The following is a 26,263-nucleotide window of genomic DNA, read 5'->3' as shown; positions in this document are numbered from 1 at the left end:
AGCTGTCCGCTCGCGGTCCATCGGCGGCCGCTCAGCCGTTCGGCTGCCAGCCGATGATCGCGCCGACGAGGCAGAGCACCGCGCCGAACGCGGTGCCTCCCATCTGCATCCAGTAGCGGATCGGCATGGTGTCGCGGTCAAACTCCTGCCGCGACCAGCGCGACCAGTCCAGCCAGTCGTCGCTGATGAACAGGATCTTGCGCTCGACATAGCCAAGCCACGCCTTGCGAGCCCAATAGACGCTGAGCCCGAGCACGACGAGGCGATAGGCGAGATCAAGCGCGGGGTTCATGCGAATATCCGTCCACGACGTCCTGCATCGACGACCAGCCGTACCGCCCATCGATCGGCAGGCTCTTGGCAATAGCTCTGCCCGATTTGGTGTGGCCGGAGCGGATACCGGTTCAATGGCTCAGCCGTTCGGATGCCATCCGACAATCGCACTCACGAGGCCCATGGCCGCGGCGCCGCCCTGGAGGCAGATCTGCATCCAGAAGCCGACCGGCTCGGCATCCCTCTGATAGACCGGCGGCTTCCGTTCCTGAAACAGATCAAAGATGCTGGGCCTTTGCCAGGACTGGATCTGTCTCGCGGCGAGGCCGGACCAGACCCGGCGGCCAAACGAGACACACAGCGAGGCCGAAGCGGCGCGGAAGCCGATGTCAACGAGAATGTTCATGCGAGCATCCGTGCGTCACGTTCCGAGGCGATGATCAGGCTGTGCGGCCCGTCGGGCAAGGTCACAGAAGCCGTCACATGCGTTCTGCCTGGATTTGGTGTGGCCGGGCAGGATGCAGGTTCAAGCGCGCTTGGAACGAAGCTGGCCGCCGTGGGTTCAAATGGTCCGCACAAGACGATCCCACACCCTCAATCCCGGGAGGATTTCATGAGCCAAGACAAAGCGATGGTCAGGGACTATGTCGAGCGTCTCGAAGGCGTGTCGAAAACCCATTTCGAGCTGGATATCAAAGGAGCGACCCGCAACAAAACGCTGGTCGTCGAAGTCGACTTCGATCTCGATCCCAACAGCAGCGGCTATTCGCGGGCCAAGATCGATGCGATCGCGGACGCCTTTGCAACGATGATGCGCGAGGACAATGCCGAGGTGGTCTCGAAGCTGAAGATCGTGAGCCGGGCCCAACCCTCCGCCAGCAAAAGCGCAAGTGCCGTCACCGGGCAAGCCGCGACACCAGCGAAGAGTGCGCCGGCCGAGGCACGGCCAACACCGAACTGATTGACTCGATATTCACCGCGCCCCATGGTCGCGTCCAGGGCCGCCTCACGCAAGGCGGCCTCACACAAGGCAGCTTTGGGCCGGCGGCGCGCCAGGCGGAAGGTCAGATGGGCATCGGCGATATCGTCTCCGAATTCCTTTGGTCGCTTCGCGTCTTCCAGGAAGAGCGGAAGCATATTCGTACGCGCGAGGCGCGCAGACAGAGAGCGAAAGAAGCCGCGCGAGAACAGGGTTGGCAGGATCTGTTCGACCACATGTCCAGGACCTCCGTCCGCAACGGTTCAGGCAACGGTTCTCAAAACACTGCGCAAGCGGTCTCCTTGACCGCCCGGGAAGCAGCACGCGAAGCCAACGGGGACAAGGCCAACGTTCAACGCGCCGAAGGGTCGGTCGAAGCTCTCGGTGTTCTCCCATTGGCGCGTCCTCCCCGCAGAGGCGACGTCTGACGGCCATGCGTGAGCCGCGAGCGGAGCGGCAGGGCTCGATCATTTCGGCTCATTCGATCACCTCGTCGGCCCGCGTCAGAACGTTTTCCGAAATGGCAAGACCGATCGCCCTGGCTGCCTTGAGGTTGATGATGAGGTCGAACTTGACCGGCAGCTCGATCGGCATATCCGCCGGCGTTGCGCCACGCAGGATCTTGTCCGTGAACTCCGCAGCACGTGAGAAAAGCTCGACGAAGTTCGGGCCATATGAAATCAAGCCTCCTGCGTCGACGAACTCCCTGAACCCGAAGATGGTGGGGATTTTTGCAGCGGTGGCCGCGGCGATGATCTGAGCCCTGTTGGCATTGGTGAGAGGCTCGCTGTAGACATAGAGGGCGTCCGTTTGGCCCGCGAGCTTGGACAGCGCGGGCCCAATGTCGTCAGCCTTTTCGATCTCGATCAGATCGACGTCAATGTTCATCCGCGTGGAGGCGGCCCGGATTCCGGCGACCTCCTGCTTGAGCCCTGCGTAATTGACGTTGACCAGCGCGGCGAGACGGCGGACACCCGGGATCACTTCCCTCAACAATTCAAGACGCTTGCTGCTGAGCTCGCCCGGCTGGATCGACAGCCCCGTCACATTTCCACCAGGCCGGGACAGGCTCGCAGCGAAGCCATTGGCGACGGCATCGCCGTAAGAAGCAAATACAATCGGGATCGTCAACGTTGCCTGCCGGGCTGCGACAACACCATATGCCGAAGTCACGATGACGTTGACCTTCTGCCGCACGAACTCGGCGGCAAATTCCGCCATGCGCTGGACGTCGCCGGCCGCCCATTTGTACGCGATCGTGACATTGCGCCCATCGGTCCATCCGAGCTCCGACAGGCGCCGCGCGAACGCGGCCACCCACGCCCCGTGCGAGGCCTCCGTCCCCGCCACGAGGAAGCCGATCACCGGTTGCCTGGCGGATTGTTGTGCACCGACCTTGATAGGTCCCGCGGCCGCGGCACCCACGAGGAGATTCAAGAACCGCCTTCGCTTCATCTCACGATCCAGCGCGCGTGCACATCCCGACGATGCCATTGTGCCGGTGTTTTGCCCGACGGGTCAAACTTTAATTAAATGCAGGGATGTGGATTCGGCTGACTGAAATCTGTTCGCGCCACGCTGGCACGCACGCATTCTGAGGAGATGCGCGATGTATTACGTCGCCGCCGCATTGCTCGGACTTTCAGGAATGTTCTACTCGGCGAGCCATCACGAGCTCGGCCAGTTCGGCGCGGACGTGTGCAGCTATGGCAGCGCGTTCTGCGACAGCCCTATCATCGTCTTCACCGGCGCCGCGCTCGCAGCCGCCTGGGGCATGTTCGTCAGCGTCAAATAGGACGCGAGAAGCGGCCGACATCCGTGACGGGCGCCGGCACGCCCGAAGCGCTACAGTCGGCTGTTTTGACTCTATTGCCGTGCCGCCGCGGGCGCGCCGGGAATCTGGCCGCCGAATTTCGACGAGCCGGTGCCGCTGACACTGGTCGGGCCGCCTGCCGTGCCATTGGGATCAGTCCGCGCCGCGGTGCGGCCCGGGCCGTGCATCATGCCAAACGAACTGAACCAGCCGTGATGGTGGCTGTGCCTGGTGCTGTGGGCCGACGCATAGCCGGCCGGGAGCGCGAGCAAAATTGCCAAAGTCAGGGTTGCTGTTTTCATCGGGGTTTCCTCCTGACGAGAAAATCGTCGGACTAATGGCTCGTTCCGGCCCGCGGCGCGGCCGGCGGAAATAATGTGGCAAGCCGCGCGCGGCCTATGCCACGACCTTGCCCGGTTTCGAAACGGCCGCCTCCTTGGCGATACCCGAGATCGAATTGCCGGACTTCCGAAAGACTTCGGCGAACTGATCGTTCGACAGATTGAGACGCTTGCGCAAGACCTTGACCTGCACCTTGTCGCGCAGATCGATCGCATTGCGGAAATAGGTCGGCCGGGGCCTGTTCATGAGCTTTCTTTCAAGACGAGGAGGGAGCGGCGGACCGCGACAAGGCGGGCGTGACGCCGCCTTCGTCGCGATGGGGACTGTCCCGCGGCTTGCGAAGATTCCGTCGCCGCAGAATCAACCTGCGTGGTGGGCGGACGTTCCGTCGCCGCTGGAAATATCTGGACGATACGCGGACTGATGTGCCGGCAGAGCTGTCGCGGGCGCGGCCAATCATGTCGCGCGAGGTTTGCGGCCCGAAGGTTGGCGACCTGAACGACAAAGCCCGCGACCGGTGGCGGCGCGGGCTCGACGATTTTTCGATGGTAGCAATCTACAGGTGTTTTGCCCGACGAGTCAAACCGCGCGCCGCAGGCGTCGGCTTGTCATGCGGCAATGGAACTTTCCGGCTATGATGGGGCTTGTGCCCTGAATTCGTAATTCCGGAAAGAACGCCTTGTCGAACCGGTCAAAACGCCGCCCCTCCAGACACGACAGTGTCGTCGCGCCGACGAAGTCGGGGCCGATGCTGCTGCGACGGCTGGGCCCCGGCCTGATCACGGGCGCGGCCGACGACGATCCGTCGGGCATCGCCACTTATTCGCAGGCCGGCGCGCAATTCGGCTACGGCCTGCTCTGGACGGTGTTTTTGACCACGCCGTTCATGATCGCGATCCAGCTCGTGAGCGCGCAGATCGGCCGGGTCACCGGCAAGGGACTCGCTGCCAACGTCATGGCGCTCGCGCCGCGCTGGCTGGTGCTCGGGCTGGTCGCGCTGCTCGTTGCCGCGAACACCTTCAACATCGCCGCCGACATCGCCGCGATGGCGGAATCGCTGTCGCTGGTGATCGGCGGGCTCAACCACGAGCATGCGCTGATCTTCGCGGCCGGCTCGACGATCCTCCAGGTCTTCCTGCCCTATCGGCGCTATTCGCCGGTGCTGAAATTCCTGACGCTGACGCTGTTTGCCTATGTCGCGACCGCCTTTACGGTGAAAATCCCCTGGAGCACCGCGCTGCTTGCGACCGTGTGGCCGAAGGCGACCGTCAACGCCGATTATCTCATGATGGTGGTCGCCGTGCTCGGCACCACCATCAGCCCTTATTTGTTCTTCTGGCAGGCCTCGCAAGAGGTCGAGGAGATGAACCAGGGCAAGCGCGACAAGCCGCTGCGCGATCTGCCCAGCGGCGGCGATCCCGAGATCGCCCGCATCAAGGCCGACACCATCCTCGGCATGCTGCTGTCGAACGGCATCGCCTACTTCATCATTCTGACCACGGCCTCGGTGCTCAACGCCAACGGCGTCACCAACATCAATTCGGCGACGCAGGCCGCCGAGGCGCTGCGGCCGCTCGCCGGCGACTTCACCTTTGCACTGTTCGCGCTCGGCATCATCGGCACGGGCCTGCTGGCGATCCCGGTGCTGGCGGGCTCGGCGGCTTATGGCGTTGCGGAGATTTTCGGCTGGCGCGCGACGCTGGAGGCTCGCCCCGAGAAGGCGGCCGGCTTCTACACCATCATCGCGGCCGCAACCATCATCGGCTTCGGCCTCGGTTTCACCGGGATCGACTCGATCCACATGCTGGTGTGGAGCGCCGTGATCAACGGCATCGTCGCGGTGCCGATCATGGCGATGATGATGCTGATCGTCTCGAATGCCACGATCATGGGCCGCTTCAAGGCGCGGTCATGGCTCGTCGCTTTGGGCTGGCTCGGCACCGCGCTGATGGCGCTCGCCGTGCTCGCTCTGCTCGGCTCGTCCGTGCTCGGCTAGACCGGCGACAGCGCCGCCGAGATCTGCGACGCGATGATGAAGGCCGCGAACACGGCCGGCACGCTGATGAACCGCAAGAACTGGTCTACCGAAAGCATCGCTGTCCCCCCAAAAGACAAACATCGCCCTCCGCCCGCCGCGCCTACTCCACCCCACGCGCAACGTGCTGATCGGCCGTCAGAAGCTGATCGGAAATGGCCGCCCCGCTCATCGTGAGCAGCGCCAGTATCGAGATCATGGCCATGAATTTCATGGCCCGCAGGGTCGGTTCCGATTGTGGCCAAAAACGTCAGGCCGTGGCGCAATTTCAGGACGATCCCGGGAAACATCATGGCCATCCCCAGCAGATTCTACCGGCCTTTGCCTCGAAACGCGGCCGGAATGCAGGCCGGCTTCCGCTCCGCAGGCTTCACGCCGATCGATCGTTAGCCTAACAATTGTGGCTGTGCTCGGGCTTGCGACCGGGTCACAAAGGCGGGCCGGGCGACGGGGAGCGACATGACAAAGTCATCAAAAGCGACAAGTCTCGACATCTTCGCCTGCGACGCCGGCTGGAGAAACTACCACTTCGTCAAGGTCACGACCGATGACGGCATCGTCGGCTGGAGCGAGTTCGACGAGGGTTTTGGCTCGCCGGGCGTCGGCGCTGCGATTCAGCGCCTGTCCACACGCGTTATCGGCCAGAATGTCTTCCAGCACGAGCGCATCCATGCCGAGCTGTTCGCGGCCACCCGTCCCGCAGCCGGCGGCGTGGTGGCGCAGGCGCTCGGCGCGATCGAGAATGCGCTGCTCGATGCCAAGGCGAAATGCCTCGGCGTGCCCTGCTATGAGCTCCTCGGCGGCAAGATCCGCGACCGCGTCCGGGTCTACTGGTCACACTGCGCGACGTGGCGGATCAATCACCCGTCCTGGTACAAGCCGCCGATCGAAAACCTCGACGGCGTCAAGGCGATGGGACGCGAGGTGCGCGAGAAGAAATTCACCGCGCTCAAGACCAACATCTTCTCCTATGACGACGGCAAGCCGACCGGCTGGCGACCCGGATTCGGCTCGCCTTTCGCCCCCGAGATCAACGTCGACCGCAAGATCCTGCGCGACCTGCGCATGCATCTCGAAGCGATCCGCGACGGCGCAGGCCCCGACATCGACATCCTGCTCGACTGCAACTTCAACGCCAAGACAGAGGGCTATCTGAAGATCCTGCGCAGCATCGCCGACCTCGACATGTTCTGGATCGAGATCGACAGCTTCAATCCGGAGGCGCTCGGCTACATCCGCAGGCAGAGCCCGCACCCGATCTCGTCCTGCGAGACATTGTTGGGCCTGCGCGAGTTCCTGCCCTATTTCCGCGAGCAGGCGATGGACGTCGCGATCATCGACACGCCCTGGAACGGCGTATGGCAGTCGATGAAGATCGCGTCAGCCGCGGAGGCCTTCGAGGTCAACGTCGCGCCGCATAATTTCTACGGCCACCTCTGCTCGATGATGAACGCGCATTTCTGCGCCGCCGTGCCGAATCTGCGCATCATGGAGATCGACATCGATCGCCTCGCCTGGGACCGCGAGCTGTTCACGCACGAGCCTGAATTCCAGAACGGTCATCTGATCATTCCGGACCGGCCAGGCTGGGGCACCGAGCCGAACGAGGACGCGCTTCGCGCGCATCCGCCGAAGACGAGCGGCGGGCTGCTCAATTACGGCCGCAAGAGCTGAAGCGAAACAAGAACTGAAGCAAATTAGGGCGTCACGGGATTGACGGTCGGGGATGTCTTTGGCCCCGGCCGTTCCGGCTCGACCGGCGATCTTGGTTCGGTCGGAAGCACCTTGGCGCCTGCCGCGTGCGCCGCTTCGCCCGTGGTTGCGTACATCGCGACATGGGCCGGCTGCGTCTTGGCGCGATTCCACGGTCCGTGGTCGACCACCAGCATTGCTGCAATCGTGACGCCGGCCACGATCAGCGCAATCACGCCGGGATGACGAAGCGTAATGGAGATAGAGTTCGCGAAACGATCTGACATCGAAGAATCCGCTGTTTTTCTCTCGTGGGCTAACTCAATTCCGCCCCAACGAGTTCCGCCGGGGATTAAGCAAGTTCCGAGCCAATGCGTTGGAACCCAACGAGCACACAGCTCAATGCTTCACATCGGGCCGCGCATCGCCGACAAACTTGTCACGATTCGGCATGTTGACGGCCGCGAGGGAATTTGCGTCGAGCGTCGCATCAGCTGCGACCAATCCGTTCAAGCTCAGAATGTAGGCCGAGACCGCATACACCTCGTCATTACTGAGCGACTGCGGCGCATTTTGCGGCATGGCGCGGCGGATGTAGTCGAACAGCGTCGTTGCATAGGGCCAATAGCTTCCGACTGTGCGGATCGGCTTTGCGGTACCGATTGTCCCCTGCCCGCCAACGAGACGATCGCCGAGATCGCCTTGGCCCTTGTCGCCGTGGCAGGCGGCGCATTGCTGCGCGAACACCTCTCGCCCCCGACTGACCGAGCCATGTCCCTCCGGCAGATTGGTGCCATCGCGCCCGATATCGATATTCCAGCCAGCGATCTCGGCCGGCGTTGCGGGTCGCCCAATGCCATAAGGGCTCTGCGCCCACGCATGGCCCGACCAAGCGCACAGTAGCAGAGCTGGGGCGATGCCAAAAATCTCACGCCAGCGCATTGGTCACCTCACCATCGGCCGCGATTCGCCAGGGCCAAATCGCGTTATTGTGGTAGAAAAAGTTCTCACCGCGCACTGCGAGCAGTTCCGCGAATGTCGGCTGCACATAGCCGGTATCGTCGATAGCGCGGCTCTGGATGACGGCGGGCCGGCCGTCCCACTGCCACGGCAGGCGAAAACGCGTGAGCGCTCGCGTCAGCACCGGCTCCTGCAGCCTCGCCTCCTGCCAGCTCTTGCCGTCATCGACGGACACCTCGACACGGGCGATCTTGCCATGCCCGCTCCAGGCAATGCCCGTGATCTCATGGAAGCCAGGCGCGCTCAGGCGCTGTCCACCCGAGGGGCGCGTGATGATCGACTTCGCTTCCATGTAGAAGGAGAATTCTCGCGCCGTTCCGTCCGGCAGAAGGTCGGTGTATTTCGAGGTCTCCTCGCGCGAATAAGCGGGCTCGGCGGTCACATGGAGCCGCCTTAGCCACTTCACATTCATGTTGCCTTCGAAGCCCGGCAACAGCAATCGCAGCGGATAGCCTTGCTGCGGACGCAACCGCTCGCCATTCTGGCTATACACGAGCATGGCATCTTCAAGACATTTCTCGATCGGGATGCTCCGGGTCAGCGCTGCCGCGTCGGCACCTTCGGCGATCACCCATTTGGCCTCCGGCTTCAGCCCAGCCTCCTGAAGCACCAGCTTCAGGCTCACGCCGGTCCATTCCGCGCAGCTCAAGAGGCCAACGAGGTCCGACGCGGTCTTGCCATAGGGCTTGGTATAGCCAGGATTGCCCGAGCATTCGAGAAAGTGGATACGCGACTCCGAGGGAAAGCGCCGCAAATCGTCCATCGAGAAGATCAGAGGACGCTCGACCATCCCATGAAGCATCAACCGATGCTGAGCCGGGTCGATGGTCGGAACACCGCCATGGTGCCGTTCGTAGAACAACCCGTTCGGCGTGATGATGCCATCGAGCTCCTGCAGTGGCGTCCGGCCCGACGCCGAAATGTATTGCTTGAGATTCTTCGAGATATTCTTGACGACGTTTTTCTCGTACGGCGACGGTGTGCCATAGGGCTGGCTACCCATCGGATCGCCCGGCGCCTTCATCCATTCCGGCACGTTTGGTGGAAGATTTTCGGTCTCCGCGGCACGCGATGCGCCGGTCCCTAGAACAATGCCGCCTGCGGCTGCGCTACCACCCTGGAGGAAGCGACGGCGCGTAGTCCTTGCTGATTTCTCGTCGGCATCGATCGTACTGCTCATGGCGGTTCCTCGGCTGAAGCTCGGCCAGCATGAAACCTCTCACGAAGCGCATTTGCAATTCGCGCGTATTTCAAAAGCAGGCGATTTCGATCACGACTGATCTAAATCCGCTGCCCGCGACAGCAGTTCCATTCTTTGCGATGCACAAACGGCTCGCGCGTCATTCACCCGGCGCAATCGCGTTGCTGGGTGTCGGCCGATCGGCGATCTGCTGGCCAAACAGGCTTCCGATCAGTTCGACCGCGGTGCGGGCCGTGCGGCCGCGCTCGTCGAGGAACGGATTGAGCTCGACGATGTCGACCGATCCCACCACGCCGGAATCGTGCAGCAGCTCCATAATCAGATGCGCCTCGCGATAGGTCGCCCCGCCCGGCACCGTGGTACCGACGCCCGGCGCCACGCAGGGGTCGAGGAAATCGACGTCGAAGCTGACATGCAGCACGGCGTTGCTCGCCTTGACCCGCTCGATCACGCGCCGGATCAACACGGCGACACCGAACTCGTCGATCTGCCGCATATCGACAATCCTGATCCGGCGTGCGCGCATCAACTCCTTTTCGAGCTTGTCGATCGAACGCGCACCGAACAGATCGAGCCTGTCAGGATCGATCGAAGCGCGCGGATCATCGCCCAGCAGACCATCGAGCCCCGGCTCACCGCACAGAAACGCCGCCGACATGCCATGCATGTTAGCGGTGATCGTCGTCTCCGGCGTGTTGTAGTCGGCATGCGCGTCCAGCCAGAGCACGAACAGCTCGCGTCCGCGCTCTTGCCAGTGCCGCGCCATGGCATTGACCGAGCCCATCGACAACGTGTGATCGCCGCCGAGGAAGATCGGGATCGCGCCGGTCTGCGCGATCTCGTAGCCGCGACGGCTGAGCACACGCGTCCAGCGCTGGATTTCGCGGTAATGATTGGCCTTCTCCGGCGGCCGGTCGGCGAGGTCTCTGACCTCGGCCACGGAGAGATCGCCGTAGTCGACGACCTCGAAATCCAGGCTCTCAAGCAGCGTCGCAAGGCCGGCGGTGCGCAAAGCCGCGGGGCCCATCAAGGTGCCGCGCTGCGACGCCCCCATGTCGATGGGCGCGCCGAGCAAGGCGATGCGCCGGGCTCGATCCGTCATGGTCCGATCGGTCACGGCAATCTCCCGAGATCAGCAAGACTGCGCCAGCCTAACAGAGATTCGCACCCGTCGTTTCACGGGGATTATGGACCGAAAATCCGGGGCGCGAGCGTCCATCTCGGAACAAATTCTCTTACACCGCATTTTCACTGCAAGGCCGGCACCCGCCGTCTACAGACGGCGCCTGTCGCGGATAGCCAAAGGTCTTTTGACCCGCTGTTCAAAACGAGCGCTCGCGCGGATAGCCAAAGGTGCCGGCCTCAATATCTTTGCCTGGTTTGGAGGTCGAGCTTGAGCACGGACATACCACAGCCCGATCCCCAACCCGGCATGGCCGAACGCGCCATCGACGCAGCGACCGACGTGTCTCGGACCATCGGCGAAGTCGCGGGAGGTCTGCGTGCGGCCGTCGATCGCCTCACCCATGCAATCGAAGAAGCCCGAAAACCTGGCCGGCCGCTGTCGACTGTTGCCGCGATTACACGCGAAGCACCGCTTGCAAGCCTGTTCGTTGCATTTCTGTTCGGCGTCGCTGTCGCGCGTCGGCGGTAGACGTCAGGCAGCGTTGACGGATTCGCGTCCGACCATCAGGAATTGCTTTTCGAATGCCTCGGCAGGCATCGGGCGTCCGAAGAAATAGCCCTGCCCCTCCTCGCATCCCATGCTGACCAGGAAGTCGGCGGTGGCGCGGTTCTCGATACCTTCGGCCACAACGGTAAGACCGAGCTGCTTGCTGAGACCAATGGTCGAACCGACGATCGCGGCATCGTCGGAATCCGAGAGCAGGTCGAGCACGAAGGATCGGTCGATCTTCAGTCCATCGAGCGGAAACTTCTTCAGATAACTCAAGCTCGCATAACCCGTGCCGAAATCGTCGAACAGGACGCGGACGCCGAGCTCCTGGATCCGCTTGAACAGGTCGAGCACGCGGCCTTCGTCGTGCAGCAGGATATCTTCGGTTACTTCGAGCTCGAGCAGCGATGGCGTCAGCCCCGTCGTCGCGAGCAGCACCGCGACCGAATGGGCGAGATCGCCTGAGTGCAGCTGCGAGGGCGACAGGTTGATCGCAACACGTACACTGTTGCCCGACAATTCCCACGCCCGGGCCTGCCGGCTGGCGGTCTCCATCACCCAGCTCGCGATCCGCTCGGACAACGCCGACGTGTTGACGACCGGCATGAACTCTCCGGGCGAGACGTAGCCGCGCGCGGGATGTCGCCAGCGGATCAGTGCCTCGGCCCCGATCAGGCTGCCGTCGACCAGGCGAACCTGGGGCTGGTAGAACAATTCGAATTCGCCGCGGTCCGCGGCGAGTGCAAGCTCGCTCTCCAGCGTCAGCCGGTTCTCCAGCTCCTGCCTGATGGTGCTCTCGAAGATCACATGGCTGCCGCGCCGCGTCATCTTTGCCTTGGTCAATGCAAGATGTCCGTTGCCCATGAGATCGTCGGCGTTTTGTCCGGCTTCCGGATAGACCGAGACACCGATGCTGATCCTGACGCGGTGTTGCCGCGCGCCCGTTGCGAGTGGCGCTTCGAAGGCCCGTGCGATCCGCTCCGCGAAAGCGGCGACCGGCTCGCCGGTTTCAGCACAATCGAACGCGATGGCAAATTCGTCACCGCTGAGCCGGGCCACGATCGCGGTCTCGCCCACCTCTGTCTTCAGGCGCGCGGCGACAGCGCGCAACACGAGATCGCCGGCCGCATGGCCGAGCATGTCGTTGATTTGCTGGAAGCCATCGAGGCCAAGCACCAGCAGCGCGACCTCGGAAGACCGCCGCTCCGCTTTAGCGATCAAGCCGACGAGCCCCGCATGCAGCGTGTTGCGATTGGCGAGACCCGTCAGCGCATCATATTCGGCGAGATATCGGACACGCTCCGCTTCGCGCTTGCGGACCGAGATGTCACGCAGGATCGCGCCATATTGGAAGCCGTCCGCGCCCTGCCAGCCCGAGAAGCTCGCCTCGACCGGAAATGTCTCGCCGTTCTTGCGCCGTCCCTCGAACTCGACGACGACGGCGCCCCCCGGAACCAAGAGCGCCTGGCGCGCGGCATCCCTCATGGCGAAGGGCCTCGCGCTATTGTCGGCCGGCACCGCGCACAGGGTCTCGAACGACCGCCCGATCATCTCGGTCGGCATGTAGCCGAAGATCGCGCTGGCGCCGGGATTCCACACCGTGATGCGGTGATCCTCGTCGGTGCAGACCAGGCCGTCGCCGAGCGACATCGCGATGCGGTGAAAGCGGCTCTCGGCGATGCGTCCCAAAAGGCTGCGGAAATCGATCTCGTCGAGCGCTATCGCGGTCAGGTAGGCGATGATGGCAATGTGGAAGAGCGACGTGTCGATGACGAGCGGCCATCTTGCCTGCACGAGGGCTGCGATCAACTCGACACCGGCTCCTGCCGCAACTAGGATCGCCACGCGCAGACCCGGCGCGATGCGGCGCCACGAATACATCATCAACAGGCAGATCAGGCCGAGGCCGAGCATCATGCCGAAATCGGACGTCCAGCGCAGCGTTCTATGCTGAAGGATCGATTCCGCCGCGAGCGCCTGAAGCACCGGCCCCGACACGATGCCGCCGTTTGGAACACTGAAGCGGTCGCCGAGCTCAAGCGCGGTGGCCCCGACGATGATCTTCTTGTCTCTCAGCTTGTCCAGGGTCTCGGCATCGCCGCGGAGCACATCGGCATAGGAGACACGCGGCACGGAGGCGGCGCGGATACCGAAATCGATCAGGAACGGCGGCCGCCGATTAACGTCCTGTCCGGCCAACACGACGGCCATCGATGGCATCACGGTGTCGCCGAGCTTCTCACCGAACGGGTAGCGACGAACGAGACCATCGGATTCGATCGCGACATTGACGAGGGCCGGCCACGACTGGTTGCCGAACGGCTTTAAGGGACGATTGACGTGAGCCGCACCACCGGTCGGCCCCGGCTGCTTGAAGGACGGCAGGATCGTCGAACCGCCGACCTCGCGAAGCGCCTTGAGGAAGGCCTCATCCGAGTCAGGATCGGACGGCGTGCTGAAATCGACATCGAAGGCCACCTCCTGCGCGCCGGCGGCTTCCAGCCTGTGCAGCAACTCCGCGTGCAACCGGCGCGGCCACGGCCACACGCCGATCCGGTCGATCGAGGGCGCATCAATCGCCACCACGACGACGTCTCCGCTAGCCGCACGCGATTGCCAGGCGAACCGCAGATCGGTGAGCGCATTGCGCAGTGCGCCATGCCATCCCGTCGACAGCACGACCGCAAGTGCGATCACAACAAGAATATGCGGCCGATAGCGTTTCACCCTTGCTCCCCCGCACCCACGGCGGATGCCGCAGTGCTCCCCTTTATGGCGACGAGACGATCCTAGTGATGCTTGTACTGGCCGTAATGGTTGCCGTTGTTGCCGTTTCCGCTGTTACCATTACCGCTGTTACCATTGCCGCTGTTGCCGTTGCCGCTGTTGCCGTTGCCGGTCGCGCCACTCTCGCTGCTTTCGCTTCCGGGGCTTCCGCTCGACGCGCTGCTGGTCGTCGCAGCGGCCGTCGTTGCGCTCGACGACGTCGATGCGGCGCTGGCGGCGGCGGCACTGCTGCTCAAGGTGACCGCCGTGACCGTGGAGCTGTTTGCAGCTGTGGTCGCCACGCTCGTCTTGGTATCGCTCCAGACCGTATCGGAGCTGGCGTTCGCGTTACGCACGCGCCCCACCGCAACGGCGTCGTGAGCGAGTCCATGCGTGACCTTGTGGAAGTTCAGCCTGACCTCGCCGAGCGTGCCGGAGATGCGCACGACGCCGGCCTTGGGCGTCTGACCTTTTGACGCTTGATGCGATTGCGTCGGCACGCCGGCCGTCTTGACGCCCTTGTCCATCGGACCGAGCGCATGGATCGCGTGTCCGTTGGCCGCATTGCGCTGCGCCGACAGCCCCGATTTCGGTACGGGAATCCGATCGACCGCCGACGCGCGTGGCTTGCCCTGTTCGATCGCATTGAACGTTCCGGAGCCGCTCAGGCTGAGACCGGGCTTGCCGTGCTCGAAGGCGGTGGCCACCTGTCCCGGCATGACCTGGGCAATCTGGCCGGTCTTGAAATCGGAGACTTCGACCTGGCCGCGGAGCACGCCAACCTTGGTGCTGCCTGCACCGACCGTGACGCTGAACTGCGTTCCCTTGACCACGGCGGCGAGATAAGGCGTCTCGACCTCGAAATGCTTGACGTTGCGCTTCTCGACCTCGAGCAGGATCGAACCCGCCTGCTGGATGATGGTGGTCGAGAGTCCGTCCTTCTTCTCGGTCGGCAGGCCGACCACCGAGTTTGGCGAGATCAGGATCGTTTCCTCGCCGCGGACGAGCAGCACGCGGCCGTTGCGCCCGGTGCGAATGGTATCGCCGGGCTTGAGCGTTTCTTCCTGGTTCAACGACGCCTGCTGCGCGCCGTCGGTCGCAACCCAGACCTCACCAGAAGCCTTGCTCACCGACCAGACGCCGTCATCAGCGGCGAATGCGTCAGAGGCCATTCCCAGTACCAGCGCGGCCATCAAGGCGCGCCGCAATCCCATTCTACCGAGCATGACGATCCTCAGTCCGCTGTTTCGCCGGAACCTGAGGCGTATCCGAAATCACTCAACATCCGATTAGCCGGAACCGGCAAATCTAACGGCCGCATTAACTCTTCATTGACCATAAAAAACTATGAAAAATCATGTGGCTAACGAACCTTTACCGCATCCTCGGGATAACTCCGTCAAACTACGGAGAGTGGTTCGCTGCACGCAATGAGAAGCGGCATCTGCTTACCGCTTTGCTCGTGCTGACACCAATTTTTACGGGAATTCCGCAAGCATTCGCGCAACAGGCGAACCAGCCCGGATTCGATCCACGTCAGCCCGAAAAATATTTCGAAAACCAATCCGAGCAGGAGTCGTTGAACCGGCCCCCGGTCAAGCTGCCGAGTGTCGGCCAGCCAAACACCGGCGGCGATACCAGGCCGCAGTTCGTCCTGCGCGACGTCAATATCAGCGGCGCTCACGCCATTCCACGCGAGCGCATCACCGCGGTCTACCAGACCTATCTCGGCAAGACGGTCTCGCAAGCGGACCTTGCCGCGATTGCCGGTGCGATCAGCGATCTCTACCGCGCCGACGGTTTCCATCTCAGCCGGGCCATCGTGCCGCCGCAGGACATCACCGACGGCCGCGTCCAGATCCGTGCGATCGAAGGCGCGATCGTGCAAGTCGATCTGAAAGGCGACGGCGCCGAGCAGTTCGGCGTGCGTCCGATGCTTGGACCGGTCCTGGCCGAGCAGCCGTCGCGCCTGGCGACGCTTGAACGCCAGCTCTACCTCATCAACGGCAGGCCGGGTGTTCGGATCGCCGATACCGCGCTAGAGGAGATCGGCGGTATGACCGGTCGTTTCCGCCTCACCGTCTATGTAAAAACGTGGCACGTCTTCACCTCGTTCGGGCTGGACAATCTCGGCTCGTCGTCGGTCGGTCCGTGGCAGACCTACGCGACGGGCGCGTTCAACTCATACCTCACGCCCGGCGACGCGCTCGCGGTTAACCTGTCGACGATCGCGAACGACCCGCGGGAGCTCGGCTTCGGCCGCCTGTCCTATGATGCGCCGGTCGGAGTCGACGGCGTGCGGCTCGGTGGATCGGTGCTGTACAGCGCGGTCCGGCCGGGTGACGCCCGGCGCCTCGACAGCGACATTACCACGACCGAGGCCTTCGAGCTGCGCGCCAGCATCGTCCCGCTGCAGTCGCAATCTTCCTCGCTGACCCTGACTGCGGCGACGACCTTCAGCAATGTGTCGGAGCACGACCTCTACGGTCCCTGGTACAACGACCACATCAGGACTGCGAGCCTCACCGCCGATTACCGCCTCCAGGATCGCTTCGGCGGCACCAATTTCGCGACGCTGACGTTCCGCCAGGGCCTCAACATCTTTGGCGCCTCACAATTCGGCGACGATCTGTTGTCGCGCGATGGCGCCTCCTCGGACTTCTCGGTGCTGAACCTCTGGTTCACGCGCTACCAGACGCTCAACGACACCTGGTCGCTCAAGCTCTCCGCGGCGAGCCAGACCGCATCGCGGCCGCTCTTCACCTCGCAGCAATTCTATCTCGGCGGCGCGGCCTTCGGCCGCGGCTATGGCGCAGCCGAGATCAGCGGCGATAACGGTCTTGCCGGTTCGCTCGAGCTGCGCTTCGACCAGAAGCTCAACTACCGCTACTGGGGCGGCTACCAGCTCTACGCCTTCGGTGACGCCGGCGCGGTCTGGAACGACGGCTATCGCCTGAGCGACGGCCTGGCGCTGACCTCGGCGGGCGTCGGCGCGCGGTTCTTCCTGTGGGACGATCTCCAGGCCGATTTCGGCGTCGCCGTGCCGCTGAGCTACCGGGCACCGGACAATGAGCGCCGCAGCCCGCGCTTCCTGTTCACGCTCTCGAGCGCCTTCCGGCTCTGCTCGGAACGCGGCAAGGCAAACTGCCTCTAGCCTGCGCCCTTTTGGGACCCACCTCACAGACTTGCCTAAATTTAATCCCGTAACATGCTCACGATCGCTCGATCCAGGCGTTCCCGATGGCCATGTTCAGTCAAATGTGATTGAGACGGAACCATGAAGAGGGTGTTTGCAATTCTGGCTTTTCTCGTCGCCCTTGGCGTGGGCCAGTACGTGATCGTGAGCAAATTCGCGATCCGTCACGAGGTGCTGACCCTGTTCGACGCATCGCGCCAGCGGCCGATCTCCGTCGAGATCGCGGTGCGACGCGACTACGAGACCAAGGCCAATCTCGGCCTCTGGAAGCTTCCGCTCGCCATCATCAGCAACGGCAACACCGTCAGGGCCACCGAGTATTCGTTCCTTGCCAACGTGCTCGCTGCGCGCGGCTATCTCGTCGCGAGCATCCAGCAGGACCTGCCGAGCGATCCGCCTTTGATGACCCATGTCGGCCAGCAATATGTCGGCCGCCGCGAGGTCTATATGCGTTGCGAGGCCAATATCCTGTTCGTGCTGAACGAGCTGAGGGGGCGGCAGGAGAACGCCGATTACGACCACATCACGCTGGTCGGTCATTCCAACGGCGGCGACGTCTCCATGTATGTCGCCCGTCAGCATCCCGAGCTGGTGTCGAAGGTGATTACGCTCGACAATCTCAGGGTGCCTTTCGTGCTCAACGATCACATGAAGATCCTGTCATTCCGCTCGAAGGATCCGCATTTCGTGACCGACCCCGGCGTGCTGCCGACACCGGAAGAGGCCAAAGCGCGCGGCATCGATATCGTTCATACCGGTGCACAGCACACCGAGATGAGCGACCGCGGACCCGACTCGGTCAAGGAGAAGATCCAGGCGACACTCGATCGCTTCCTCAGCGACAGCGCCAGCAGCGCGCTCGCGCCGGCGGATACGACGAGCCCGATGATCATGAATCCCGCCGACTACTAGCCGGGAACGCATTGCGGCAGATCAAGGCAGCTCCCAACCGACGGCGATAGAAGAGCCGTACAGCGTCGGAGAAACCGGTGTCGCATTACAGCGAAAGCTTTGGCCTGCCTGCGTCGAGAACGCGCAGGTTCGCACGCCAGCTCTATCGTTCGGCCAGCAGGCTGCTACGGTCGATCATCGCCCGCATCGACCTCTCGCAATTTCCGGGATCTTGCTGCGGCTGAGCGGGGCGCGGTGCGCCAGATCCGCAAACTAGTTGGACTAGCCTGCCAAATGCAAATCCCTGCCGGATGAACCGACAGGGATCAGCAGAAAGGATGACGGACGGCGAATGATGTTCATCCGGTGGCCCATCATGGACCTGCACCAAAATTGAAGTGCGCATCTCGCCGCAAGGCAAGATCAATTTGTGAGCAGGCAGCGGCGCCTTGTATAATCGGGACTTGTGGTCAGGGCTTGTAGTCAGGACTTGTAGTCAGGACTTGTAGTCAGGACTTGCCCTTGCCGGGCTGCATGAAGTTGCCCGTCATCTGGCGCATGTGATCCCCCGCGTTGGTGAACTGGCTGCGGAGGAATTCCGACTGGATCCGCATCGCTTCTTGAACATCGGTTGCGTGAACGAGCTTGCGCGCGTGCTCGAACGCCGCCTTGATGTTCTGCTCGGTGAAGGCGAGCGCCTGTTTGGAGACATCCGCCCCCGGTCCCGGGACCGACGACATGGATTTGGTGGCGGCATCGAAAAACATGCCGAACGCCTTCTCCGCCTGGTCGATCGTCTTCTCGGCCAGGTCGCGCAATTCGGCCGGAACTTCGAGCTTCGGTTCGATCATGGTCGCTCTCCTCCCCTTTTTCTTACTGATTATCACATTTGTCGCATCGCCTTCCAGCGGCCAAGCTCCGCTAAGGGCTACCACCTGGCACCCGTCGCCGGCTGGAAAGATGGACAAAGTGTAATGCGGGCGCGAGGCCCCGCTCAAGACAAGGGATGTTCGGGGAGGGTTTCGTCGGTGACGAGGTCTTCGACCAGCTTGATGACCTCGAAGCGTTGCCGAGGCTCGAGCTTGAGAAAGGCGCGCAGCAGGCGGAGACTTTCGACAGTACTGTTCGCGGGCGCGCCGAGCTTGAGATGCAATTCAGCCGCGAAATTGAGGTTTTTCATCTCGCACCTATGACGGGATCGGCCTTCGTGTCGGAAGTCAGGGTCCCCCGAGAACCGGACACCGTCACCGAATAGCATGGCGACGACGAACTCTCGGACGGGCACCCCAGCGGGTTGGCACGCTGAGCAGTACATCTGAACGGACTCGGCCCGACCCGAGAGGTTGCAATTATGACAAGGAACAACCCTTTGGGCAAGCCAAACCGTATGACCTAGCGATGCTTCGTCGGCATCGCGCCACGGCAATTCCGGATAACAGGAATATGCACCGCCGTCACCCACCTGCGTCAAGAAGCGGCATCACTCACGCATGCAGTCCTGATCGCTGTCAATCGGTACAGCGTTTCCGCTTGTTTCCAGCGTGAGCGGAAATCGGCAAACGCAGCTGGCGCCTGCTTAACGTATACACGTAATCGTTGTGTCCGATTTCGGCGGTTGCATCGTCCACGAAATGGACGTCGATCTCGCCACCGCGGCACATGAACCGCCGTTCAAGAATCGTGCGACCAAGCGGTTGCGAAGCGGCCACGCAGATCACGGGCGCCATGGGTTGCAGCAGGCGCCGACCGCGAAGATCGGGCTTCTGGCCAATGCCTCGCTCCGCGTCGAGCCCTGCACCACGCCCTACCAGGTCATGCCGCATCCCTGAGCGGCCAACCGGCACGCCTGCGGCCGAAGCCGCAGGCGTGCCACGATCATCGGCGTAGCTCCGCGCGTTGCCCCCCTGCTTCCGTCGCAAAGCCGTAGATCAGCGCCAGCCGGTCGAGGCATTCGCGAAAGCGCCGCGCGAAATAGTCATTCCAGCGCTGGGTGCGGACGGCACGCCGCTGCCCGATCTGATCCATCGTGAGCCCCAGCACCAGCACGTCATACACCAGCGCAGCGCCGTCGGTGCCGAGCTCGCGTTCGACCCGGTTCAACCGCAGCACAGCCTGGCGCTGGCCCTCGGTGACGGGCTCGCGCGTGCCGGCGCCATCGACATATTCGCGTGTCGTATCCACCGCCTGCGGGCCCCGCTCGGCCCTCTCCCAGTCGTTCTGGTAGGCCCGACCGCCACGATATTGCGCCTCGTCGATCTGGTGATGCGAATGCAGCCGGCCGAGCGGATCGTTGCGGACCGAGCGCATGGCCAGGATCTTCTCGTCCGGATCGAGCGCCAGCGGATTGTCGACCTCGACCTCCGCCACCGCGGCATTGAACGGCAGCTCACGCGACCGCCGGTCGTGAAGCTTGGCCAATTTGTACGACCTGTTGCGTCTGACACGTCCCACTGAAAACTCCTCGCGAAAGCTGTCGTTGGAAGGAATGGCTGGGCTGTGCCGGTCAAGCGGCGGAGACCAGTCTCAGTGCGACGGGACCGGCGATCCGGCCGGAAGCGGCTCCGGATCTACGGGTCAGGCGGGCATGCGGCGCGCAATAGCCCGAGCCAGGTTGGCGCGGGTGACCGCAAAAGCTGATCTCCTCGCCCTCCTTGTCGCCGCCATAGGGATAGCGGCAGTCGCCCCGCTCGAGTTCAAGCAGCGCGATCAGTCGTGGCTGAATACCAACGCAACGCAATTTGACCTGCTTGGCCGGCTTCATCGCCGATGGCGGCGGCAGGTTCAGGAGCGCCGGGCGGCGAGCCGAGAGCAGACCGGGTTCGCCAGGCAGTGACGGCACGATCGACGGACTGGTCATTCGCACAGGTGCGGCAAGTCCGAGCCGTTTGGCACGGCCGGCCACTGCGTTGCGCGTGTAAGCCGTTCCAAACCTTGCGTTAATCTGTCTCCCGATCTCCGCATAAGACATCCCTTTGAGAAAATAGTCGCGAAGCGCGTCGGATTGTTCCGACGACCACTGGCCCGGTTCCATGCTGCTGTCCTGTGATGCGCCTCCGCCGATCGAACGATCGGGAAGGCGACATGCACATTCCGTTATTCCGAAAAAGAAGTCAAGCAATATTTCTGATATTCATAATTGCATCAATTCCGAATTTCGGATTACAAGAGCCTAGGCGATGGCTAATCGAGGGAATCACATGCTGGACGTTGCAATGATCGAGCGGGGCCTGGAAAAGACGGGCAAGAGCAAAGGCGGCCTCGCTGCGGCGATGGGCGTGCGCCCGGGCGCGGTGTCGGAGATCCTCGGCGGCGAACGTCTTGTGAAAGCGTCGGAAATCATTCCGATCATGGAATATCTTGAGCTCAACCTCGCGCCGATCATGGGCCGGGTCGGCGCCGGCGCGGTGATCGAGCCGGATTACGAGCAGGTCCCCCCGGAGGGGCTCGGCGACATCGCGCTGCCCTTCCCGATCATGGAAGAGACCGTCGCCTTCGAGATCGTCGGCGATTCGATGCTGCCGAAGTACGAAAGCGGCGACGTGATCGTGGTCTACAAGGACCAGCGCCATCCGCTGTCGAGCTTCTACGGCGAAGAGGCCGCGGTCCGGCTCAAGACCGGCGAGCGCTATTTGAAGACCATCGAGCGGGGCAAATCGCCCTCCGTCGTCAACCTCACCAGCTTCAACGCCAAGCCGATCGTCGGCGTCAAGCTCGACTGGGTCGGCGAGATCTGCCTGTCCATGCCCAAAGGCCAGCTCGAGCGGCTGCGCGCCAAGTCAGCGCGTCCCCGCAAGAAGAGCAAATAGGCGCCCGGCGCAGATTTCCGATTTTTGGAAATTTTGCTTGACTTAATTCCGTTTTTCGGAAATACTCTGCTGCGCTCCCGGAAACCGGAGCGCGGCAGGATCGTTTCATGCAGTATTTCGTCGTGATGATCGACTATGGACGGCGCGGCCGCGAGGCGGTCGTCGACCCCGAGATCACCAGGCGCGAGGTCGTCTCCCGCGTCGCCTCGGGTGAATACCGGAACATCTCCTTCATCCACGAGATCGTGGAGCGTTCGGTCGAAGACGTCACCGAAGCGATCCTGACGGAAGCTGCCCTGCCCCAAATCCCCCCGGAAGACGTCGATCTCCAGGCCATCCGCCTCGATCACGCCCGCGACCTGCGCAAGCACGAGCGGACGTGACGCGGGCTTGAGCGGCCCGCGCCACCGTCCGGCGGCGAGATCACACCGTAAGCACGGTCGATCCCGTGGTCTTGCGCGCGGCGAGATCGGCATGCGCCTTGGCGGCGTCCTTCAGTGGATAGGTCTGGCGCACCTCGATCTTGACCGCGCCGGATTTCACGACGTCGAACAGCTCGCCCGCCATCGCGACCAGGCTTTCGCGCTTGGCGGCGTAGGTGAACAGCGTCGGACGGGTCACGTAGAGCGAGCCCTTCTGCGCGAGCAGGCCGAGATTAAGCGGCTCGACAGCGCCGGAGGATGCACCAAACAGCGCAGCGACGCCGAGCGGCGCGAGGCAGTCGAGCGACTTCAGGAACGTATCCTTGCCGACGGAGTCGTAGACCACCGGCACCTTCCTGCCGCCGGTGATCTCGTCGACGCGCTTCACGAAATCCTCGCGCGTATAGATGATGACATGGTCGCAGCCATGCGCCTTGGCAAGCTTCGCCTTCTCGTCGCTGCTGACCGTGCCGATCACGGTCGCGCCGAGATGTTTTGCCCACTGGCTGAGGATCAGGCCCACGCCGCCGGCCGCGGCGTGCAGCAGAATGGTGTCGCCGGCCTTCACGCGATAGGTCTGCCGGATCAGATATTGCGTGGTCAGCCCCTTCAGCATCATTGCCGCCGCAGTCTTGTCGTCGACGCCGTCAGGCAGCTTCAACAACCGGTCGGCGGGGATCAGCCGCGCCTCGGAATAAGCGCCGAGCGGCGAGGCGCCGTAGGCGACGCGATCGCCGGGCTTCAGATCGGTGACGCCTGAGCCGACCTCCTCGACGACACCGGCCGCCTCACTGCCAAGCCCGCTCGGCAATTGCGCGGGATAAAGACCGGAGCGGTTGTAGATGTCGACAAAGTTCAGACCGACCGCGGTATGGCGGATGCGCGCTTCGCCAGCTCCGGGCTTGCCGACACTGACCTCCTCCCACACAAGGACTTCCGGACCGCCGGTCTTGTGAAAGCGAATGGCGTGCGTCATGGGGTTGCTCCCTTATCGTTGGAATGAAGGTCCGCAGGCAGCGGATCGGCCCGTGAAATAGGCATTTGGTCCGCCCGTTACAGTATAAAAGACGTAACAAGAATGTCACAGCGAACGACAAAGCTCCGCTGTTCCGCCTCTGTTCGAAAGAGTTGATGACGGCCCTGAGGCCGTCCGGCAGTAGCTTTTGCGCGGGGTTTGGTGGTCGCCTGCGAAGGAAAGCCGAGATGCCTGCATACGTCCAGCATCATCAGGATATCGAAATCGCGCCTGTAATTTGCCCGACCTGCATGGGGTTCCTGCCAATGTATGTGCGCGAGGTCGAGCCGCATTGGAGCCTTGCCAAGATCGACTTCGTCTATGAATGCGCCGATTGCGGCGCCGAGGTCAGGCAGACCATCCGCAAGCCGGAGCTGCTGCGGCACTGACCGCACGATCGGCCATCCCTTAAGTATTTGCGCTGAACGGAAAAAGCGATCGTGAGCGCGGGTCAGGCCGTCCCAAACGAGACTTGTTCTTTGCCTGGAACGCAGGCAGAACAAGCCTCAACCAAGACCTTTGGGAGAGCCGTTTCGTGGCTGAACAGAAGGCCTCGACCTCGATCGAGGCAGTGGAGAGCGGCCTCGCCGCGCAGGGCTATATCGCGAGCCGGCAGATCGCGACCGCCGTCTATTTGTCGCAACAGATCGAGAAACCGATCCTGGTCGAGGGCCCCGCGGGCGTCGGCAAGACCGAGCTTGCCAAGGCGATCGCCGCATGGCGCGGCATGAAGATGATCCGCCTGCAATGCTACGAAGGCCTCGACGAGGCCAAGGCGCTCTACGAGTGGAAATACGCCAAGCAGCTGCTCTACACCCAAATCCTCAAGGACAAGCTTGGCGAAGTCCTCGGCGGCGCACAGACGCTGCATGCCGCGCTCGACCAGCTGCATGATTTCGGCGACGTGTTCTTCTCCAAGGAGTTCGTCGAGCCGCGCCCCCTGCTCCAGGCGCTGGAGCAGCCGGGCGGCTGCGTGCTGCTGATCGACGAGATCGACAAATCGGACGCCGAATTCGAATCGCTGCTGTTGGAAATCCTGTCCGATTTCCAGGTGACGATCCCCGAGCTCGGCACGGTCTCCGCAATCACGCCGCCCACGGTGATCCTCACCTCGAACAGCGAGCGCGATCTCGGCGACGCCTTGAAGCGGCGCTGCCTGCATCTGCATATCGGCTTCCCCGAGCAGCGGCTGGAGGAACGCATCGTCGAGAGCCGCGTGCCCGGCATCTCGCAGACGCTGCGCCGGCAGATGGTCGGCTTCATCCACGAGATCCGTTCGCTCGACCTGAAGAAACTGCCTTCGGTCAGCGAGACCATCGACTGGGCGCGCGTGCTGGTGCTGCTCCAGGCCTCCGAGCTCGACACCGACATCGTCAAGGACACGCTCAACGTGCTCCTGAAATACGAAGCCGACATCGAGGCCGCGTCGCCGCAAGTGACGACCTTCATTGCCAAAGCGGCCCGGTCCAACGTCTTCGGTTGACGCCGATGCGCGAAAACCTCCATCGTTTCTTTCGGGCGGCGCGGGGAGCCGGAGTCCACGTCTCGCCCGCCGAAAGCATCGATGCGATGCGCGCGGTCAAGCAGGTCGGATTTTCCGACCGGGCGATCCTGCGCGACGCGCTCCTCCTGACGCTTGCCAAGTCGCAGGACGAGAAGCTCGCGCTCGGCGACAGTTTTGACCTGTTCTTCAGTCAGCCTGAACTGCGGGAAGATCCGCCTGAGCCCGACAACGACGACGCCTCGCAGGACTCTGATCAATCGCCCTCATCCGGCTCGGCCAGCGAAGCGGGCGAAGGTCAGCCTGCCGAAGCATTGGGCCCGCTCGCTCAGATGCTGCTGTCGCAGGATCGCAACGCGATCGCCGCCGCAATCGCCAACGCCGCCGGCGCCGCCTCGTTGTCCGACATCCGATATTCCACCCAGCGCGGCATCTTCTCGAGCCGCATCCTCGACGCCATGGGCCTTCAGCGCCTGCGCGACGAGCTCGATGAACTGACCGTGACCAGCCCGGCACTCGCCGAGCGCCTCCGCGCCGCGCTCGATGCCCTGCGCGAAGCGGTCCGCGACACGGTCTCCCAAGGACTTGCACTCTATGCCCGCGAGGAGGCCGAAAACCTCCGCAACGAGATCCTGCGTAACGCGCCGCTCGCGCGGATCGAGCGGCGCCAGGTCGCCGAGATGCGCGCCCTCATCCGCCAGATTGCACGGCGCCTGCGCGAGCGCTATTCGAAGCCGCGCAAGCGCCAGCGCCGGGGCCATCTCGACGTTCGCCGCACCCTCCGCCGCAACGCCGCCTGGGGCGGTGTGCCCTTCCTCACGGCGTGGAAGCGCAAGCACCGTGACCGGCCCAAAATCGTGGCGCTGTGCGACGTCTCGGGCTCAGTCGCGCAGGTCTCCGACTTCTTCCTGCTCCTCATCCACTCCCTGCACGAGGTGGTCGACGACGTCCGTTCCTTCGCATTCTCGTCGCATCTGATCGAGGTCAGCGAGATCCTGGAGGAGAATTCGCCGGAAGCGGCGATGGCCGAGATCATGTCCAAGGTCGGCTTCGGCTCATCCGACTATGGCTCGTCGCTGGTCGATTTCGAGAAGGAGTTCATGAGCACGCTGACACCGCAGACCACGGTGATCGTGCTCGGCGACGCCCGCAGCAACAATCTCGACCCGCGCGCCGACATCCTGCGGCGCATCTCCGAGCGTTCGAAGCGGCTGGTCTGGCTCAATCCCGAAGGACGGCTCGCCTGGGGCTTTGGCGATTCCGAGATGCCGCGCTACGCGACCTTTTGCAGCGTCGTGCGCCAATGCGCCACAGCGCACCAGCTCGAGCGCGCTGTGTCCGATATCGTGGCAACTTACCAGTAAGCAGTGCCCGCCTCTGACGTCAGGCAGCAGCCAGCTCGGTCAAGTCGAGATTGCATTCCCGGAAATGATACGCGATCTCGTCGAGAGCACGCTGCTCCCACTCTTCCGCTCGCGCGAGCCAGAAAAGCCGGCGCTCCGAATCGAGCGCGGCGCGCTCGCGGCAAAGGAATTCCTGACTGCGTATTTCCGCCAGCCTCTTCATGCACTCACACTCCTGTCGTGTGAAGCCATTCCCCGCGAATCAGCCTAACAGACTCCTGAAACGCTCGCCT

At 63.1% G+C, this 26,263-nt stretch carries 31 protein-coding genes; 14 read left to right on the top strand and 17 right to left on the bottom strand.

Annotated elements, in window-relative coordinates; translation table 11 throughout:
• Window positions 1-31 precede the first annotated feature (31 nt).
• Both IC761_RS10985 and IC761_RS10980 read right to left on the bottom strand, forming a co-directional pair.
• The gene (locus tag IC761_RS10985) at window positions 32-292 is read right to left on the bottom strand and encodes a hypothetical protein (RefSeq protein WP_195803257.1); all 261 of its coding nucleotides are present in this window, start codon (window positions 290-292) and stop codon (window positions 32-34) included.
• Window positions 293-412: 120 nt separating this feature from the next.
• Entirely contained in the window at window positions 413-679 is a 267-nt protein-coding gene (locus tag IC761_RS10980; protein ID WP_195803256.1) for a hypothetical protein, read from the bottom strand.
• A gap of 30 nt (window positions 680-709) precedes the next feature.
• On the opposite strand from IC761_RS10980, the gene IC761_RS10975 reads away from it, so the two are divergent.
• Both IC761_RS10975 and IC761_RS10970 read left to right on the top strand, forming a co-directional pair.
• On the top strand, window positions 710-1,234 hold the full coding sequence (locus IC761_RS10975) for a hypothetical protein (protein WP_195803255.1): 525 nt from the start codon (window positions 710-712) through the stop codon (window positions 1,232-1,234).
• 107 nt (window positions 1,235-1,341) lie between these two features.
• A complete protein-coding gene (locus tag IC761_RS10970) occupies window positions 1,342-1,680 on the top strand; it encodes a hypothetical protein (RefSeq protein ID WP_195803254.1) in 339 nt (112 codons plus the stop codon).
• Window positions 1,681-1,729: 49 nt separating this feature from the next.
• On the opposite strand, the gene IC761_RS10965 is transcribed toward IC761_RS10970, so the two are convergent.
• Entirely contained in the window at window positions 1,730-2,677 is a 948-nt protein-coding gene (locus IC761_RS10965; RefSeq protein WP_195803253.1) for an ABC transporter substrate-binding protein, read from the bottom strand.
• A 184-nt stretch (window positions 2,678-2,861) separates the two neighbouring features.
• Here IC761_RS10965 and IC761_RS10960 point away from each other — a divergent pair, with 184 nt between their 5' ends.
• Entirely contained in the window at window positions 2,862-3,047 is a 186-nt protein-coding gene (locus IC761_RS10960; RefSeq protein ID WP_195803252.1) for a hypothetical protein, read from the top strand.
• A gap of 71 nt (window positions 3,048-3,118) precedes the next feature.
• Here the strand turns inward: IC761_RS10960 and IC761_RS10955 are convergent, their stop codons facing one another.
• Together IC761_RS10955 and IC761_RS10950 are read right to left on the bottom strand one after the other, a co-directional pair.
• On the bottom strand, window positions 3,119-3,367 hold the full coding sequence (locus IC761_RS10955; protein ID WP_195803251.1) for a hypothetical protein: 249 nt from the start codon (window positions 3,365-3,367) through the stop codon (window positions 3,119-3,121).
• Between the two features lie 94 nt (window positions 3,368-3,461).
• Window positions 3,462-3,653 (bottom strand): DUF3606 domain-containing protein, encoded by a 192-nt coding sequence (locus tag IC761_RS10950; RefSeq protein ID WP_195803250.1) that lies wholly within the window; start codon window positions 3,651-3,653, stop codon window positions 3,462-3,464.
• 502 nt (window positions 3,654-4,155) lie between these two features.
• Here IC761_RS10950 and IC761_RS10945 point away from each other — a divergent pair.
• Window positions 4,156-5,403, top strand: coding sequence for an NRAMP family divalent metal transporter (locus IC761_RS10945; protein ID WP_195804620.1), 1,248 nt, complete (start codon window positions 4,156-4,158; stop codon window positions 5,401-5,403).
• A gap of 498 nt (window positions 5,404-5,901) precedes the next feature.
• On the top strand, window positions 5,902-7,116 hold the full coding sequence (locus IC761_RS10935; RefSeq protein WP_195803249.1) for a mandelate racemase/muconate lactonizing enzyme family protein: 1,215 nt from the start codon (window positions 5,902-5,904) through the stop codon (window positions 7,114-7,116).
• A gap of 23 nt (window positions 7,117-7,139) precedes the next feature.
• On the opposite strand, the gene IC761_RS10930 is transcribed toward IC761_RS10935, so the two are convergent.
• The 4 genes from IC761_RS10930 to rocF form a co-directional block, all read right to left on the bottom strand.
• Window positions 7,140-7,421 (bottom strand): hypothetical protein, encoded by a 282-nt coding sequence (locus IC761_RS10930; protein WP_195803248.1) that lies wholly within the window; start codon window positions 7,419-7,421, stop codon window positions 7,140-7,142.
• A gap of 112 nt (window positions 7,422-7,533) precedes the next feature.
• Window positions 7,534-8,076: a c-type cytochrome gene (locus IC761_RS10925; RefSeq protein WP_195803247.1), complete on the bottom strand. Its 543-nt coding sequence runs from the start codon at window positions 8,074-8,076 to the stop codon at window positions 7,534-7,536.
• Entirely contained in the window at window positions 8,063-9,334 is a 1,272-nt protein-coding gene (gene soxC / locus IC761_RS10920) for a sulfite dehydrogenase (protein WP_195803246.1), read from the bottom strand. The genes IC761_RS10925 and soxC overlap by 14 nt, the downstream gene beginning before the upstream one ends.
• A gap of 160 nt (window positions 9,335-9,494) precedes the next feature.
• Complete coding sequence (gene rocF, locus IC761_RS10915; RefSeq protein WP_195803245.1) at window positions 9,495-10,472, bottom strand: arginase; 978 nt, start codon at window positions 10,470-10,472, stop codon at window positions 9,495-9,497.
• Window positions 10,473-10,748: 276 nt separating this feature from the next.
• Between rocF and IC761_RS10910 the strand changes: the two genes are divergently transcribed.
• Window positions 10,749-11,009, top strand: a complete 261-nt coding sequence (locus tag IC761_RS10910) for a hypothetical protein (protein WP_195803244.1) — start codon at window positions 10,749-10,751, stop codon at window positions 11,007-11,009.
• 3 nt (window positions 11,010-11,012) lie between these two features.
• Here IC761_RS10910 and IC761_RS10905 read toward each other — a convergent pair whose 3' ends face one another.
• Both IC761_RS10905 and IC761_RS10900 read right to left on the bottom strand, forming a co-directional pair.
• The gene (locus IC761_RS10905) at window positions 11,013-13,757 is read right to left on the bottom strand and encodes an EAL domain-containing protein (protein ID WP_195803243.1); all 2,745 of its coding nucleotides are present in this window, start codon (window positions 13,755-13,757) and stop codon (window positions 11,013-11,015) included.
• Between the two features lie 62 nt (window positions 13,758-13,819).
• Window positions 13,820-15,022, bottom strand: coding sequence for a FecR family protein (locus tag IC761_RS10900; RefSeq protein WP_195803242.1), 1,203 nt, complete (start codon window positions 15,020-15,022; stop codon window positions 13,820-13,822).
• 131 nt (window positions 15,023-15,153) lie between these two features.
• On the opposite strand from IC761_RS10900, the gene IC761_RS10895 reads away from it, so the two are divergent.
• Together IC761_RS10895 and IC761_RS10890 are read left to right on the top strand one after the other, a co-directional pair.
• Entirely contained in the window at window positions 15,154-16,950 is a 1,797-nt protein-coding gene (locus IC761_RS10895; RefSeq protein WP_195803241.1) for a ShlB/FhaC/HecB family hemolysin secretion/activation protein, read from the top strand.
• A 123-nt stretch (window positions 16,951-17,073) separates the two neighbouring features.
• Window positions 17,074-17,904: an alpha/beta fold hydrolase gene (locus tag IC761_RS10890; RefSeq protein WP_195803240.1), complete on the top strand. Its 831-nt coding sequence runs from the start codon at window positions 17,074-17,076 to the stop codon at window positions 17,902-17,904.
• Between the two features lie 488 nt (window positions 17,905-18,392).
• On the opposite strand, the gene IC761_RS10885 is transcribed toward IC761_RS10890, so the two are convergent.
• Both IC761_RS10885 and IC761_RS35825 read right to left on the bottom strand, forming a co-directional pair.
• The gene (locus IC761_RS10885; protein WP_195803239.1) at window positions 18,393-18,734 is read right to left on the bottom strand and encodes a phasin; all 342 of its coding nucleotides are present in this window, start codon (window positions 18,732-18,734) and stop codon (window positions 18,393-18,395) included.
• 143 nt (window positions 18,735-18,877) lie between these two features.
• On the bottom strand, window positions 18,878-19,063 hold the full coding sequence (locus tag IC761_RS35825) for a hypothetical protein (RefSeq protein ID WP_195803238.1): 186 nt from the start codon (window positions 19,061-19,063) through the stop codon (window positions 18,878-18,880).
• 418 nt (window positions 19,064-19,481) lie between these two features.
• On the opposite strand from IC761_RS35825, the gene IC761_RS10875 reads away from it, so the two are divergent.
• The gene (locus IC761_RS10875; protein ID WP_195804900.1) at window positions 19,482-19,712 is read left to right on the top strand and encodes a hypothetical protein; all 231 of its coding nucleotides are present in this window, start codon (window positions 19,482-19,484) and stop codon (window positions 19,710-19,712) included.
• Window positions 19,713-19,758: 46 nt separating this feature from the next.
• On the opposite strand, the gene IC761_RS10870 is transcribed toward IC761_RS10875, so the two are convergent.
• Together IC761_RS10870 and IC761_RS10865 are read right to left on the bottom strand one after the other, a co-directional pair.
• Window positions 19,759-20,334 carry a hypothetical protein gene (locus tag IC761_RS10870; RefSeq protein WP_195803237.1) on the bottom strand — a complete coding sequence of 192 codons (576 nt, stop codon included), beginning with the start codon at window positions 20,332-20,334 and terminating at the stop codon, window positions 19,759-19,761.
• A 52-nt stretch (window positions 20,335-20,386) separates the two neighbouring features.
• Window positions 20,387-20,914, bottom strand: a complete 528-nt coding sequence (locus tag IC761_RS10865) for a GcrA family cell cycle regulator (RefSeq protein ID WP_195803236.1) — start codon at window positions 20,912-20,914, stop codon at window positions 20,387-20,389.
• A 166-nt stretch (window positions 20,915-21,080) separates the two neighbouring features.
• Here IC761_RS10865 and IC761_RS10860 point away from each other — a divergent pair, with 166 nt between their 5' ends.
• Window positions 21,081-21,689, top strand: a complete 609-nt coding sequence (locus IC761_RS10860) for a S24 family peptidase (protein ID WP_195803235.1) — start codon at window positions 21,081-21,083, stop codon at window positions 21,687-21,689.
• A 107-nt stretch (window positions 21,690-21,796) separates the two neighbouring features.
• Entirely contained in the window at window positions 21,797-22,072 is a 276-nt protein-coding gene (locus IC761_RS10855; protein ID WP_195803234.1) for a hypothetical protein, read from the top strand.
• A gap of 40 nt (window positions 22,073-22,112) precedes the next feature.
• Here the strand turns inward: IC761_RS10855 and IC761_RS10850 are convergent, their stop codons facing one another.
• Entirely contained in the window at window positions 22,113-23,087 is a 975-nt protein-coding gene (locus IC761_RS10850; RefSeq protein WP_195803233.1) for a quinone oxidoreductase family protein, read from the bottom strand.
• A gap of 227 nt (window positions 23,088-23,314) precedes the next feature.
• Here IC761_RS10850 and IC761_RS10845 point away from each other — a divergent pair, with 227 nt between their 5' ends.
• The 3 genes from IC761_RS10845 to IC761_RS10835 all read left to right on the top strand — a co-directional run bounded on the left by IC761_RS10845 (window position 23,315) and on the right by IC761_RS10835 (window position 25,991).
• Window positions 23,315-23,515, top strand: coding sequence for a hypothetical protein (locus IC761_RS10845; protein WP_057749711.1), 201 nt, complete (start codon window positions 23,315-23,317; stop codon window positions 23,513-23,515).
• Window positions 23,516-23,661: 146 nt separating this feature from the next.
• Window positions 23,662-24,609 carry an AAA family ATPase gene (locus IC761_RS10840; RefSeq protein WP_195803232.1) on the top strand — a complete coding sequence of 316 codons (948 nt, stop codon included), beginning with the start codon at window positions 23,662-23,664 and terminating at the stop codon, window positions 24,607-24,609.
• Between the two features lie 5 nt (window positions 24,610-24,614).
• Window positions 24,615-25,991, top strand: coding sequence for a vWA domain-containing protein (locus IC761_RS10835; RefSeq protein WP_195803231.1), 1,377 nt, complete (start codon window positions 24,615-24,617; stop codon window positions 25,989-25,991).
• Window positions 25,992-26,010: 19 nt separating this feature from the next.
• On the opposite strand, the gene IC761_RS10830 is transcribed toward IC761_RS10835, so the two are convergent.
• Window positions 26,011-26,193 (bottom strand): hypothetical protein, encoded by a 183-nt coding sequence (locus tag IC761_RS10830; RefSeq protein ID WP_195803230.1) that lies wholly within the window; start codon window positions 26,191-26,193, stop codon window positions 26,011-26,013.
• Window positions 26,194-26,263: the final 70 nt, after the last annotated feature.

Source organism: Bradyrhizobium commune (assembly GCF_015624505.1).
Classification (GTDB): Bacteria; Pseudomonadota; Alphaproteobacteria; order Rhizobiales; family Xanthobacteraceae; genus Bradyrhizobium; species Bradyrhizobium commune.
The sequence above is the reverse complement of the archived record's forward strand: the minus strand, read 5'-3'. Positions and strand labels throughout refer to the sequence as shown.